Source organism: Salipiger bermudensis, assembly GCF_017309175.1.
GTDB classification, from domain to species: Bacteria; Pseudomonadota; Alphaproteobacteria; order Rhodobacterales; family Rhodobacteraceae; genus Salipiger; species Salipiger bermudensis.
Genome location: NZ_JAEKJV010000005.1, coordinates 209947 through 223244, shown reverse-complemented (window position 1 = coordinate 223244; position 13298 = coordinate 209947). Strand labels below are relative to the sequence as shown.

The 13298-nt window shown below is 66.9% G+C and carries 13 protein-coding genes; 8 read left to right on the top strand and 5 right to left on the bottom strand.

The window, feature by feature from the left end; all coding sequences use genetic code 11:
- Positions 1–107: 107 nt before the first annotated feature.
- The 3 genes from JF542_RS09020 to JF542_RS09010 all read right to left on the bottom strand — a co-directional run bounded on the left by JF542_RS09020 (position 108) and on the right by JF542_RS09010 (position 4396).
- Positions 108–1118 carry a TRAP transporter substrate-binding protein gene (locus JF542_RS09020; protein ID WP_207075590.1) on the bottom strand — a complete coding sequence of 337 codons (1011 nt, stop codon included), beginning with the start codon at positions 1116–1118 and terminating at the stop codon, positions 108–110.
- Positions 1119–1421: 303 nt separating this feature from the next.
- On the bottom strand, positions 1422–2648 hold the full coding sequence (locus JF542_RS09015; protein WP_207075589.1) for a sigma-54-dependent transcriptional regulator: 1227 nt from the start codon (positions 2646–2648) through the stop codon (positions 1422–1424).
- On the bottom strand, positions 2645–4396 hold the full coding sequence (locus tag JF542_RS09010; RefSeq protein ID WP_207075588.1) for a sensor histidine kinase: 1752 nt from the start codon (positions 4394–4396) through the stop codon (positions 2645–2647). Before JF542_RS09010 ends, JF542_RS09015 begins: the two co-directional genes overlap by 4 nt.
- Positions 4397–4456: 60 nt before the next feature.
- On the opposite strand from JF542_RS09010, the gene JF542_RS09005 reads away from it, so the two are divergent.
- Complete coding sequence (locus JF542_RS09005) at positions 4457–5629, top strand: cytochrome P450 (protein WP_207075587.1); 1173 nt, start codon at positions 4457–4459, stop codon at positions 5627–5629.
- A gap of 259 nt (positions 5630–5888) precedes the next feature.
- Here JF542_RS09005 and JF542_RS09000 read toward each other — a convergent pair whose 3' ends face one another.
- A complete protein-coding gene (locus JF542_RS09000) occupies positions 5889–6344 on the bottom strand; it encodes an Lrp/AsnC family transcriptional regulator (protein WP_207075586.1) in 456 nt (151 codons plus the stop codon).
- A gap of 152 nt (positions 6345–6496) precedes the next feature.
- Between JF542_RS09000 and cobA the strand changes: the two genes are divergently transcribed.
- The 6 genes from cobA to JF542_RS08970 all read left to right on the top strand — a co-directional run bounded on the left by cobA (position 6497) and on the right by JF542_RS08970 (position 11463).
- Positions 6497–7270: a uroporphyrinogen-III C-methyltransferase gene (gene cobA / locus JF542_RS08995; protein WP_207075585.1), complete on the top strand. Its 774-nt coding sequence runs from the start codon at positions 6497–6499 to the stop codon at positions 7268–7270.
- Positions 7270–7569 (top strand): DUF2849 domain-containing protein, encoded by a 300-nt coding sequence (locus JF542_RS08990; protein ID WP_207075584.1) that lies wholly within the window; start codon positions 7270–7272, stop codon positions 7567–7569. The genes cobA and JF542_RS08990 overlap by 1 nt, the downstream gene beginning before the upstream one ends.
- A 67-nt stretch (positions 7570–7636) precedes the next feature.
- On the top strand, positions 7637–9310 hold the full coding sequence (locus JF542_RS08985) for a nitrite/sulfite reductase (protein WP_207075583.1): 1674 nt from the start codon (positions 7637–7639) through the stop codon (positions 9308–9310).
- 4 nt (positions 9311–9314) lie between these two features.
- Positions 9315–10106, top strand: a complete 792-nt coding sequence (locus tag JF542_RS08980; RefSeq protein ID WP_007799598.1) for a phosphoadenylyl-sulfate reductase — start codon at positions 9315–9317, stop codon at positions 10104–10106.
- Positions 10103–10486 carry a DUF934 domain-containing protein gene (locus JF542_RS08975; protein WP_007799597.1) on the top strand — a complete coding sequence of 128 codons (384 nt, stop codon included), beginning with the start codon at positions 10103–10105 and terminating at the stop codon, positions 10484–10486. The genes JF542_RS08980 and JF542_RS08975 overlap by 4 nt, the downstream gene beginning before the upstream one ends.
- A gap of 107 nt (positions 10487–10593) precedes the next feature.
- Complete coding sequence (locus JF542_RS08970; protein ID WP_040545394.1) at positions 10594–11463, top strand: ferredoxin--NADP reductase; 870 nt, start codon at positions 10594–10596, stop codon at positions 11461–11463.
- Positions 11464–11612: 149 nt separating this feature from the next.
- Here the strand turns inward: JF542_RS08970 and JF542_RS08965 are convergent, their stop codons facing one another.
- A complete protein-coding gene (locus tag JF542_RS08965; protein WP_144266911.1) occupies positions 11613–12179 on the bottom strand; it encodes a hypothetical protein in 567 nt (188 codons plus the stop codon).
- A 378-nt stretch (positions 12180–12557) separates the two neighbouring features.
- Between JF542_RS08965 and infC the strand changes: the two genes are divergently transcribed.
- On the top strand, positions 12558–13169 hold the full coding sequence (gene infC / locus JF542_RS08960; RefSeq protein ID WP_311135713.1) for a translation initiation factor IF-3: 612 nt from the start codon (positions 12558–12560) through the stop codon (positions 13167–13169).
- Positions 13170–13298 lie beyond the last annotated feature (129 nt).

Below are 13298 nucleotides of genomic sequence, written 5' to 3'. Positions count from 1 at the left end.
CCATCTGTCCGTTGTTCAGGACGATATGAAAAAGGGGACGGCCTCGCGTCCCCTGATCCCCGCCCGGCCCCTGTCTCCAAGGGCCGGTCGGGTGCCGTGGCTGGTGATCAGCCCTGGACTTCGGAGTTGAACGCCTGCGCGGCGTCGATGTTCTCCTGGCCGACATCGTCGGTGAACTGCTCCCAGACCGGCTTCATCGCGTTGACCCAGGCTTCACGCTGCTCCGGGGTCAGCTCGCGGATCTCACCGCCGGCATCCAGAACCGCCTGGCGGTTCTCGGCGTCGACCTCGGCGATCGCCGCGTTGCGGGTCTCGGTCACTTCGTTGACGATGGTCTCGAGCTGGCTGCGCACGTCCTCGTCGAGGCTGTCCCACCAGTCGGCGGAGGTCACGACCATGTAGTCGAGCACACCGTGGTTGGTCTCGGTGGTGCCGTCCTGCACTTCGAAGAACTTCTGGCCATAGACGTTGGACCAGGTGTTCTCCTGGCCGTCGACCACGCCGGTCTGCAGCGCGCCGTAGACTTCCGAGAAGGCCATCGGCTGCGGGCTGGCGTCAAGCGCCTCGAACTGCGCCTTGAGCACTTCGGAGGGCTGCACGCGGAACTTCAGCCCGGCAGCGTCCTCGGGCATCATCAGCGGCTTGTTGGCCGACATCTGCTTCATGCCGTTGTGCCAGAAACCAAGGCCGAGCAGTCCGCGACGGACCATCGATTCCTTCATCTCCTGGCCGGTTTCCGAGTTCTGGAACGCGTCGACGGCTTCCATGTTCAAGAACATGAACGGCAGGTCGAAGATGCGGAACACCTTGGTGAACTGCTCGAACTTGGACAGCGAGGGTGCGGCCATCTGGACGTCGCCGTTCAGCATCGCCTCGAGCACCTGGTCGTCGTTGTAGAGCGTGGAGTTCGGATAGACCTCCATGCAGGCCTTGCCGTTCATTTCCTCGTTCACGCGCTCTTGCAGCAGCGAGGCGGCGATGCCCTTGGGGTGCTTGTCGGTGTTGGTGACGTGGCTGAACTTGATGACGATTTCGCCATCGTCGCAAGCCGCCATCGCGCTGGTGGCGCCGGTGGTCAGGGCCGCAGCGGCCACGGCGGTCATCAGAAACTTCTTCATCGGTATCCTCCCGAGATGATGATGAGCGAGGGCCCGCTCCCCTGCCGGCCCTTCGCTAGGCACAAGACAGCCATGCGCCAGACGCATCAAGGCATTGCTCAAACGCGAGCCAATTTCCGATATTTTTCATTTCAAACAGCAACTTGACCGGTGACACCCCAAACCTTGGCGAACTGCGGCGCGCTAACATGTGCGAAATTCCGCACGTCGTTCAGCGCGGCTTGTGCGGAAATCCGCACAAATCCGATTCGCCGTCGAGACGCCCGTGATTCGCCAAGGCAAAGTTCGACGCGCCCGAGAGGCTCAGCGGAACTCTTCGGGCTTCAGCCCGTATTTCGCCAGCTTGTCGTAGAAGGTCTTGCGCGGCAGCTTGAGCATCTCGGCCGCCGCGCTGGCCTGCCCGCCGGTGCGCTTGAGCGCATCGGCCAGCAGCGAGCGCTCGACCTGCGCCAGCCGCTCGGTGAGCCCCAGCCCCTCGCCGGCGGCGTCCTCGTCGCCCAGCCCCAGCACGAAGCGCATCGCCGCAGACATCAGCGCCCGCGCATTGCCCGGCCAGTCGCGCGCGATCAGCCCGGCGATGACCTCCTCACCGATCTCGGGCGGTGTCAGGCCAGACTGCTCCGCCGCCTGCGCGACGTAATGGCGAAACAGCACGGGGATGTCCTCCGGCCGCTCCGCCAGCGCCGGAATGCGCAGCTGCATCACCTCGAGCCGGTAATAGAGCTCGGCCGAGAACCGCCCCTCGTCCGCCGCCTGCCCCAGATCCTCGACGCTTCCGGCGATCAGCCGCGCGCCGCCCGCCTCGAGCCGGTCCTGCAGCGCCAGCTGGGTGTCGAGCGGCAGCTGCGCGATCTCGTCGAGAAACAGCGTGCCGCCGGCGCAGCCCTGCCAGACCGCCTCGAGCCCCTCGCGCCCGAGACCCGCCGCCGAGCGCTTCTCGAACGGCCCCTTGGCCCGGGTCGAGCACAGGTGCACCACCTCGGCCACCTTCGAGATGCCCGAGCCGCGGGCGCCCCGGATCAGCACATCGGTGCCGGCACGGGCGGCGGCGCGGGCCTGTGCACGCAGGGTCTCGGACTGCGGCGAGATGCCGAAGATCATCCGCGCCGCCGGGTCGCCGGTTTCGAGCTGGGCCTTGAGGCGCCGGTTCTCAAGCACCAGCCCGCGGGTGCGCAGCGCGCGCTCAATGACCGAGATCAGGTCCTGCGGCGCGCATGGTTTCTCGAGGAAGTCGAAGGCCCCCGCCGACATGGCCCGCACCGCCATCGGGATGTCGCCCTCGCCCGTGAGCAGGATCACCGGCAGCTCGGCATCCTGCTCGTGGGCGTAATCGAGCAGGTGGAACCCGTCGCGCCCCGGCATCCGGATGTCCGAGACGACCACCCCCTCGAATTGCGCGGCGATGCGGTCCTTGGCCTCGACGAAGGAGCCCGCGGTGATCGCATCGAACTCGGCCAGCTCCAAGGTCTGGCCCAGCGCCTCGCGCACTGCCGCGTCATCATCGACCAGAAGCACCCTGCGCACGTTCATGCCATCTCCTTCGCCTGCAGCAGTTCGACGGTGAAACAGGCCCCGCCCGAGACGTTCTCGCCGCGCAGGCGTCCGCCGAACCCCTCCACGATGCCATAAGAGATCGACAGCCCGAGGCCCATCCCCTCTTCGGCACCGACTTCCTTGGTGGAGTAGAACGGATCGAAGATGCGCGACGGATCGACAATCCCCGGGCCGGTGTCTCTCACGCTGAGCATCGCCCGCCCGCCGTCATCGTCACGCGTGACGCGGATGGTGATGGCGCGGGTCTCGCTGTCGGCCATGGCATCCATCGCGTTCGAGAGCAGGTTGATGACAACCTGCCCCAGCCGCACCTCGCCCGCCATCACCACCGTTGTGGTCTCGGGGCGTTGCCAGTCGATCACCGTTCCGGTCTCGGCGATGCGCGGCGCCAGCACCTCGAGCGCGCTTTCCACCACCGCCGCCAGCCCGACCCGGCGGGCGGGCTCGGGCTCGGCCTTGGCGAAGGCGCGCAGGTTCTTGATGATCCGCCCCATGCGGTTCGCCATGTCCGAGATGCGCCCGAGGTTTTCCGCCGCGCGCTCCTGCTTGCCGCGATCCAGGAAGGCCGTCCCGTTCTCGGCAAAGGACCGGATTGCCATCAGCGGCTGGTTCAGCTCGTGGCTGATCCCGGCGCTCATCTTGCCCAGCGCGCTCAGCTTCGAGGCCTGCACCAGCTCGGCCTGCGCGCGCTTGAGCGCGGCCTCTGCCTCCTGTCGCTCGGCGATCTCGCGACGCAGGGCGATGTTGGATTGCTGCAGCGCCCGGGTGCGGGCCGAGACCCGCTCCTCGAGCACCACGTTGGCCTCGGCCAGCGCGCGCCGTCGTTCGAGCGCCAGCCAGAGCAGCGCGCCGAAGAACAGCACCACCGAGGCCACGACCGCCGCCTGCAGCCCGGCAAGACGCGTGGCCGGGGCGGTGTCCATCAGCAGCACGCCGGTCATGTCGATCACCGGCAACTCGCTCTCGAGCCGAAGCGCATGGGCCGGCACATAGGGCGAGAAGCGCTGCTGCCAGACGATATGCCCACCGGGATCACGCAACGTGACCTCGCGCCGTGTGCCGTCGGCGGTGACCACCTCGGTCGGGCCGGTGCGGCGCCAGCCCAGAAGCTCGGAGCGGTTGGTGGCAAAGATCTCGCCGCCGCTGTCGGTGAAGAACACCGCCGGCAGCGAGCCGCGCCAATCCTGCTCCAGCCGCGCGATGTCGACCACCACGATCAGCGCCCCGCGCACCCGCCCGTCGATGCCGAAGCTCGGTGCGGCGAAATAGAAGGCGCGATCGATGCCTTCCGGTCCCGCGCCATGCGCGATGCCCAGCGCCCCGTCGAGCGCGCGGTTGAAGGGCTCTCCCTGCAGCACCCACTCGGGCAGACCCGGCTCGGAGGCCGCAAGAATTCGACCCGTGGCATCGACATAGGCCGCCAGCGCCGCACCCGAGCGATCGGCCCCGCGCAGCAGGGTCGCCTCGGCGGCACGGCGCGAGCCGAAATGGTGCAGCCCGCTCAGCGCCGGATGATCGGCGCTCAGCACGGCGAACTCGCGGAAGCGCTGCAGCTGGGTGACAAGGCGCTCGGAGGCAAGCTCGAGATCGCTTTGCCCGCGCGCGGCAAGCGGGCCCAGCGCCTGCACGTACCCATAGTGCCAGACCGCCCCCGAGAGCGCGGCGGTGGTGATGAGGGCAAGCGCCAGCAGCGCGCCGCGACTGTGATACAGGGTCCGCGTCATCGTCGTGACATAGCAAGCGCCGTCTTGTCAGGGAAGCGGCGCGGAGGCAGGGTCGCGCACATGCAGCGCTTCTCCCACGCCCCGACCGATCCCGCCTTCGTGCAAGACCCCTACCCGTTCTACGACCGCCTGCGCGCGGCGGGCGATCTGGCGTGGTGGGAGGACTACGGCATGGTCTGTGCCGCCTCGCATCGCGCGGTGCATGCGCTTTTGCGCGACCGCCGCTTCGGGCGCGAGATTCCTTCCGAGATGGCCCAGCCCGTGCCCGAGCATCTTGCGCCCTTCTACGCGGTCGAGAACCATTCCATGCTCGAGCTTGAGGCGCCACGCCACACCCGGTTGCGCGGGCTGGTGCTGCGCGCCTTCACCTCGCGTCGCATCGCCTCTCTGGGCCCGGAGATCGAGGCATTGGCGCACGAACTGATCGATGCCTTCCCCGCGGGCGAGTTCGATCTGCTGCCCGCCTTCTGCCAGCCCATCCCGGTGATCGTGATCGCGCGGCTGCTGGGGGTGCCCGACAGAATGGCGCCGCAACTGCTCGATTGGTCGAACGCGATGGTGGCGATGTATCAGGCAAGACGTACGCGCGAGACCGAAGAGGCGGCCTCGCGTGCGGCCTCCGACTTCTCGGCCTTCCTGACCGAGTACATCGATGCCCGCCGCAGCGATCCGCGCGACGACCTTCTGTCGCAGCTGATTGCCGCCGAGGAGGCGGGCGAGAAACTCTCGACCGAAGAGCTGATCACCACCTGCATCCTGCTGCTCAATGCCGGTCACGAGGCAACGGTGCACACCATGGGCAACGGCATCAAGACGCTGCTCGAGACCGGCCGTTCGATATCGCAGGCCGATGCCGCGCCGGTCTGCGAGGAGATCATGCGCCACGACCCGCCGCTGCATCTGTTCATGCGCTATGCCTACGAGGAGGTGACGCTTTTCGGCCACCGCTTCCGGCGCGGCGAGCAGGTCGGTCTTCTGCTGGGCGCGGCAGGGCGTGATCCGGAGGTCTATGCCGATCCACGGCGGTTCGATCCGATGCGCGAGGGGCCTGCGCATCACGCCTTCGGCGGCGGTCCGCATTTCTGCGTCGGGGCGCCGTTGGCGCGGCTGGAGCTGCAGGTGGCGCTGCCGATCCTGTTTGCGCGCTGCCCGGGGCTGCGGCTGGCGGAGACGCCGCGCTATGCAGACCTCTACCCGTTCCACGGGCTGGAGCGGTTGGTGGTGGCGCGGTGAGGCGGCGCCTCGCGCTGTTCGTGTGTTTCCGTATCACCTGAGCCGCGTGCCCGCGCGGAATCAAGGCCGCAGGCCGCCGCGCATCGCCGGGCCGCCCCCCGGACCGGCGATCTGGTGACGCTAGGCGCTCAGCTTCGAGGTCCTTCGGATGTGGCCGCGATAAATCGAGGGATTCCATGCATGGATCGCCAATCCGCGGCCCGACGCTGCGCGTCTTCCTCCCCTGATGCAATCGAACCGGGCACACTGTCGCCAGACCTCACACCGGCAGCGCCGTGGTGTTCTTGATCTCCTCCATCGACAGCAGCGCGGTGACGTTGTGCACCTTCACCTCCGAGATCAGCGCCTGGTAGAACACATCATAGGCCCGGGCGTTCTGCACCCGCACCTTGAGGATGTAGTCGATATCGCCCGCCAGCCGGTGCGCCTCCATCACCTCGGGGCGCGAGCGCACCGCGTGCAGGAACCGCCCCTGCCAGTCGGCATCGTGCTCCGAGGTCCGCACCAGCACGAAGAAACAGGCCTCGAAACCCAGCTTGTCGGCGTCGGCGATCACCACCTGAGGACCGATCACGCCGCCCTCGCGCATCTTGCGAATCCGGTTCCACACAGGGGTCTTGGACGAGCCGACCGCGCGGGCGATCTCGTCGAGCGAACGCCCCGCATCGAGCTGCAGTTCGCGAAGGATTTTCCGGTCGGTGCCATCGAGCTGCATGGGTTTTCCTCTTTCCTGTCCATCCGTAGACGTTGTTTCATAACACCGTCACTACTGAGAACAAAGTTCTTTAAAACCGCCCCCTCCTAGCGATCCAGGGGGACGATGTTCTATATTTGCACAAGCAAAACACTCACAGCGGACTGATCCAGATGGCACATCCTTCCCAGACCCCGCCGCGCGGGCACGTGGCCTTCGTCGGCGCCGGCCCCGGCGACCCGGAGCTTCTGACGGTCCGTGCCATGCGCGAGATCCAGTCCGCCGAGGTCATCCTGCACGACCAGCTGGTGCCCGAAGCAATCCTGTCGCTGGCCTCCGAGGGCGCCACGCTCCTGCCCGTAGGCAAAAAGGGCTTCGGTCCGTCGATGAAGCAGGACGACATCAACGCGCTGATCATCGCCCACGCCTCGAGCGGTGCCCGCACCGTCCGCCTCAAGGCGGGCGACCCGGGCGTGTTCGGCCGGCTCGACGAGGAGACCGAAGCGCTCGACGCCGCCGGCGTCCCCTACCATGTCACGCCGGGCCTGACCGCCTCGACCGCCGCTGCCGCAAGCCTCGGCGTCTCGCTGACCAAGCGCGGGCGCAATTCCGACCTGCGGCTGCTGACCGGGCATGACGTCAAAGGCTTCGCCGAGCAGGACTGGCGCACGCTGGCCCGCCCCGGTGCCGTCGCCGCGATCTACATGGGCAAGCGCGCCGCGCGCTTCCTGCAGGGCCGGCTGATGATGCATGGCGGCGCCCCTGACACCCCGATCACCGTGGTGGCGAACGCCTCGCGCCCGAACGAGCGCCAGCTGCCCTCGACGCTGGCCACCCTGCCCGCCGATCTCGACGCCGCCGATCTCGACGGCCCCGCCGTTCTTCTTCTGGGGCTCGCCCCGCGCGCCGCACGCGCCATCGCATTTGCAAGACAGGAGGTTTCCTGATGCCCAAGGCCTTTACCCCGAAAGTCGTCACCGCCAACGCCCTGCTCGAGGGCGACGTGATCTACCTCGCCTCCGATGACCGCTGGGTGCGGCGCCTCGACGAGGCCGAGATCATCACCGACGAGGCCATCGCGCAGCTCCGCCTGCTTGACGCGCAGGCCCGCGCCTCCGAGGCGGTCGGCGTTTACCTCGCCGACATGGCCCCCACCGAGGACGGCCCCCAGCCCACGCATTTCCGCGAGGAGTTCCGCGCCACCGGCCCGTCCAACTACCACCACGGCAAGCAGGCCGCCGGCTGAGGCCGCGCCGCACCTTCTCGAAGACATTTGCGGGGTCCACACGTACCCCCGCGGGAGAGACTGACAGATGTACAGCTACACAGAGTTCGACACAGCCTTCGTTGCAGAGCGCAACCGCCAGTTCCGTCAGCAGGTGGAGCGCCGCATCTCCGGGGCACTGACCGAGGACGAGTTCAAGCCGCTGCGCCTGATGAACGGCCTCTATCTCCAGCTGCATGCCTACATGCTGCGCGTGGCGATCCCCTATGGCACGCTCAACGGCGCGCAGATGGACCAGCTCGCGCTGCTGGCCGAGAAGTGGGACAAGGGCTACGGCCACTTCACCACCCGGCAGAACATCCAGTACAACTGGCCCGAGTTGCGTGATGTGCCCGACATGCTCGACGCTCTGGCCGAGGTCGGGATGCACGCCATCCAGACCAGCGGCAACACCATCCGCAACGTGACCGCGGACCACTTCGCCGGCGCCGCCGCCGACGAGGTCGCCGATCCGCGCCCCGTGGCCGAGCTGCTGCGCCAGTGGTCGACTGACCACCCGGAATTCCAGTTCCTGCCGCGCAAGTTCAAGATCGCCGTCACCGGCGCCGAGAACGACCGCGCCGTGATCAAGGCGCATGACATCGGTATCCAGGTCGTCGAGCATGACGGCGAGATCGGCTACCGCGTCCTCGTGGGCGGCGGGCTTGGCCGCACCCCGATGATCGGCAAGGAGCTGGCCCCCTTCGTGCCGCAGGAAGACCTGCTGCCGTATGTCGAGGCCGTGGTCTCGGTCTGGAACCTGCTCGGCCGCCGCGACAACAAGTACAAGGCCCGCATCAAGATCACCGTGCACGAGCACGGCATCGACGAGATCCGCGAGCGTGTCGCGTCGCGCTTCGCCGAGACCAAGGCGGCGTTCAACGGCGCCGATCTCGCGCTCTTCGACGAGATCGCGGCGCAGTTCGCCCCGCCCGCCTTCCGCAACGCTCCGACCGAGGCGTTCGATACTGCCTACGAGGCCGATCCGGTGTTCCGCGCCTGGGCCGACAGCAACCTCACCGCGCACAAGGCCGGCGGTTATGCCATCGCGCAGATCAGCCTCAAGGCCCATGGCGAGACGCCGGGCGATGCCACCGCCGAGCAGATGCGCGTGATGGCCGACCTCGCCCGCCGCTTCGGCCATGACGAGCTGCGCATCACCCACGAGCAGAACGTGGTGCTGCCGCATGTCCACAAGTCCGACCTTCCGCAGATCCACAAGATCCTGAAGGCGCACGGTCTGGCGACCGCCAATATCGGCATGATCTCGGATATCATCGCCTGCCCCGGCATGGATTACTGCGCGCTGGCCACCGCCCGCTCGATCCCGATCGCTCAGGAGATCGCCACCCGCTTCGACGAGCTGAAGATCGAGAACGAGATCGGCGAGCTGAAGATCAAGATCTCCGGTTGCATCAACGCCTGCGGCCACCACCACGTGGGCCATATCGGCATTCTCGGCCTTGATCGTGCCGGCGTCGAGAACTACCAGATCACCCTCGGCGGCGATGCCACCGAGACCGCGAGCCTCGGCGAGCGCACCGGGCCGGGCTTCCCGGCCGAAGAGGTTGTGCCCGCGATCGAACGCATCGTGGGGGCCTACATGGACCATCGAGAAGGACCCGAGGAAAGCTTCCTGCAGACCTATCGCCGTCTCGGCATGGCGCCCTTCAAGCTGGCGCTCTACGGCGAGGACACGGGCAAGCGGTCCCGGGCTGCGTGATCGCATGAGCTTTCAATCTCTCCCTGACACGCAGGCGTCCGGCGCGCCCGCGCTTGGTGCCGATGCGCTGGCGGATCTGCGCCAGCGGGTCGCGGCGCTGAACGCGCGCTACCGCCATCACGGTGCCGTCGCGGTGCTCGAGGGCGCTCTGCGCGACCCCGAGGCCGGCGACATCGCGATGGTGTCGTCCTTCGGGGCCGAGTCGATCGCGCTGCTTCATCTCGTGGCGATGATCGACCGCAAGACGCCGGTGCTGTTCATCGACACGCGGCTGCTCTTTGCCGAGACGCTGGTCTACCAGCAGGACGTGGCCGAGCGGCTGCATCTCGAGGACGTGCGGGTGATCCGTACCGACGAGGCCCTGCTGGCGCAGCGCGATCCTGACGACGACCTGCGCAATCACAGCACCGACGCCTGCTGCGCCCTGCGCAAGACCGTGCCGCTCGAGCAGGCGCTGTCGGGCTTTGATGGCTGGATCACCGGCCGCAAGCGCTTCCAGTCGGCCACGCGGCAGACGCTCGAGTTCTTCGAGCTCGAGGACGCCACCGGGCGCATCAAGGTCAACCCGCTGGCGCATTGGGCGCCGGAGGACGTGCGCGCCTACATGGACGAGAATCGCCTGCCCCGGCATCCGCTGGTGGCACAGGGCTACCCGTCGATCGGCTGCGCCCCCTGCACCTCGCCGGTGGCCGAGGGCGAGGACCCGCGCTCCGGGCGCTGGCGCGGCGAAGAGAAAGTGGAATGCGGCATTCATTTCGCCAATGGCCGCATGGTGAGACAAGGACCGAGCACATGAGCATCATCGTCACCGACGCGGGCTTCGCGCCCGATGACTGGAGCGCCGGCTTCGAGACCGAGACCGCGCTCGACCTGCCCTCCGACACCGATCCCGAGGCGCTCGAATTCGATGCGGACACGCAGATGATCCGCGTCGACTTCCCGAGCTTTGCCGACGGGCGCGGCTTCACGCTGGCCCGCCTGCTGCGCCTTCGCGGCTACAAGGGCCGTCTGCGCGCCAAGGGCCACGTGATCTCGGACCAGTACGCCATGGCGCGGCGCTCCGGCTTCGACGAGGTCGAGATCTCGGACGAGCTTGCCGCGCGCCAGCCCGAGGCCGAGTGGCTGTTCCGCTCAAATTGGCAGCAGCACGACTACCAGAGCCGCATGCGCGGTTGAGTCATCTTCCAATCCATACGACAACGCTCTAGAAAGGGACTCGAGGTTCGTTTGCCTACAAACGATTTTTGCGCTATGCAGTCGCAACGGACCTTGATGTGAACACCATGACCGAGATGAGCCCCGTGACCGACACCAACGCGACCAAAGCCGCAGACGACGCGCCGAAGAAGATGGTGCTGCCCGACGCCCAGACCGTGACCGAGGTCAAGCACTGGACGGACCGCCTGTTCTCGTTCCGGGTGTCGCGCCCGGCGAGCCTCCGCTTCCGCTCTGGCGAGTTCGTGATGATCGGCCTGATGGGCGATCCGCACCCCGAGACCGGCAAGCAGAAACCGCTTCTGCGCGCCTACTCGATCGCCTCGCCGTCCTGGGACGAGGAGCTCGAGTTCTACTCGATCAAGGTGCAGGACGGTCCGCTGACCTCGAAGCTTCAGCACATCCAGCCCGGCGACGAGATCATCCTGCGGCCCAAGCCCGTGGGCACGCTGGTGCATGACGCGCTGCTGCCCGGCAAGCGCATCTGGTTCTTCGCCACCGGCACCGGCTTTGCGCCCTTCGCCTCGCTGCTGCGCGAGCCGCAGACCTACGCGGATTACGACGAGGTCATCATCACCCACACCTGCCGCGAGGCCGGTGAGCTGAAATATGGCGCCGACCTGATCGAGAGCCTGAAGACCGACGAGCTGCTCAACGAGGTGATCGGCGAGGGCTTCTGGAAGAAGATCAAGTATTACCCGACCACCACACGCGAAGAGAGCCCGAAGATGGGCCGCATCACCGACCTGATGCGCTCGGGCGAGGCCTTTGCCGATCTCGGCGTCGAGCCGCTCAACCCCGAGACCGACCGTGCGATGATCTGCGGCAACCTCGCCTTCAACCTCGAGCTCAAGGAGATGTTCGAGGAATACGGGCTCGAGGAAGGCGCGAACTCCGATCCCAAGCACTACGTGGTCGAGAAGGCATTCCTCGACTGACCTCTGGTCAGACGTGCCGACACAGTTTCAGGACCCCTGCCTCGCGGCGGGGGTCTTTTGCTTTGATCTTGTCATGGGTTGATCTTCTGATGAGCCGGGGCCTGCCATCCTCGGGGCCGTGCGCCGGCCTCAAGGCAAGGCGGGCACGGTCAGTCGCAATCGGAAACGGCGGGCGCGGCGGGCTCAAGCGAGTCGAGCTTCAGAAGATGGGCCACAAAGAACAAGGCCAGCGCCAGAGCGGTGAAGATCGACATGCCCGACAGCAGCGCCTTTCCGAAAACGGCCCCGGGCACGAAGGAGTTGCCAAGGATGATGGCACTCAGCCCCGAGAGGCCGACGATGGCGACCGCCCCGCTGAGGCGGCGTGTCCGGTGCGCGCCTGCCAGCCAGATCGTGGCGCAGGCGACGATGATGCCAAGCGCCGTGCCCGGCGACATGCGGTCTTCGGGACGGATGACCGCGTCGAACAGCCAGTGATCGATATCCACCCGCCCGGCGAGCGAGAGCAGCAGATTGGCGGCGGCAATGGCCAGCGCAACCGAAGTCAGCCTGCGGCTGACCAGCACCGATCGCTGGTTGCCGTCCTCGAACTCCATCATAGCGACAAACAGGAAGGCGATGCCGATCGCGGTGCTGGGAACCGTGCTGGCGCGATGCGCAGCGATGCGCGAAAGTTCTTCGGAGCCCGTGAGCCAGCCCACCAGGATGACACACATCCAAAGTGCCCCGAGCGACACCAAGATCTGAGAGAGACGGCCGCTTTGCATCGCCAAGAAACCTGTTCTGAAAAAATCCGAAACGGTCTTACAGAATTAGCCCAGCCTCGCGATTCACGCAATCGCGCCGTTGCGCCTCCGCGCCGTCGAACCGACACTTTCGGCAGCGCAGCCCATGGCGTCGCAACCAGAGGCGGACTGCCCCGAGGCTTGCGCGGCCCATGCGGAGAATCGGCTCTGGCGCCGAGCGCGCCGGTCGGGCTCGCCCCTCGCTCCGTTACCGCCAACAACAAGGCCCGCTGCGCCACTCGGCCCGGCACCTGCCCGGATCGCGGCGCGGCCGGTCGCGGGATTGCCGCAACGGGCCGGATTAAGCGCTTGAAACAACGCTGGCGCAGGACTATTTTGCGCCACCAAAGTATTCACGGTAAAAGGACCGATACCATAGCTCGCAGACCTCACAACGCGCCCCCAACGCGCGACACCGGCCCCCGCGTCAACGATCGCATCCGGGCCCCTGAAATCCGTCTGATCGGCGCCGAAGGCGAGAACCTGGGCGTCCAGCCCCCCCGACGCGCGATGGAGCTGGCCGAGCAGGCCGGGCTCGATCTCGTCGAGATCTCGCCCAATGCCAATCCGCCGGTCTGCAAGATCATGGACTTCGGCAAGTTCAAGTACGAACAGCAGAAGCGCGAATCCGAAGCTCGCAAGAAGCAGAAGATCATCGAAGTCAAAGAGGTGAAGTTCCGTCCCGGGACCGACATCCACGACTACGACGTCAAGATGCGCAATGTGCTGAAGTTCCTCGAGAAGGGCGACAAGGTGAAGATCACCCTGCGCTTCCGCGGCCGCGAAATGGCGCACCAGAACCTTGGCCGCGAGCTGCTCGAGCGGGTTGCCGAAGACGTCAAGGAACTCGGCAAGGTCGAGAACATGCCGAAGATGGAAGGCCGCCAGATGATCATGATGATCGGACCGGTCGCCAAGTAAGGCGCCCGACAGAGCGACAGAGCAACCCGCCGCGTTCCGGCGGGTTTTTCTTTGCCCGCATTTTCGATCTGCGGCGTCTCGCGGCCGGGCCGGGGTGTCAGGGGGGCGCTGCCCCCGTCCGCGCGAGGC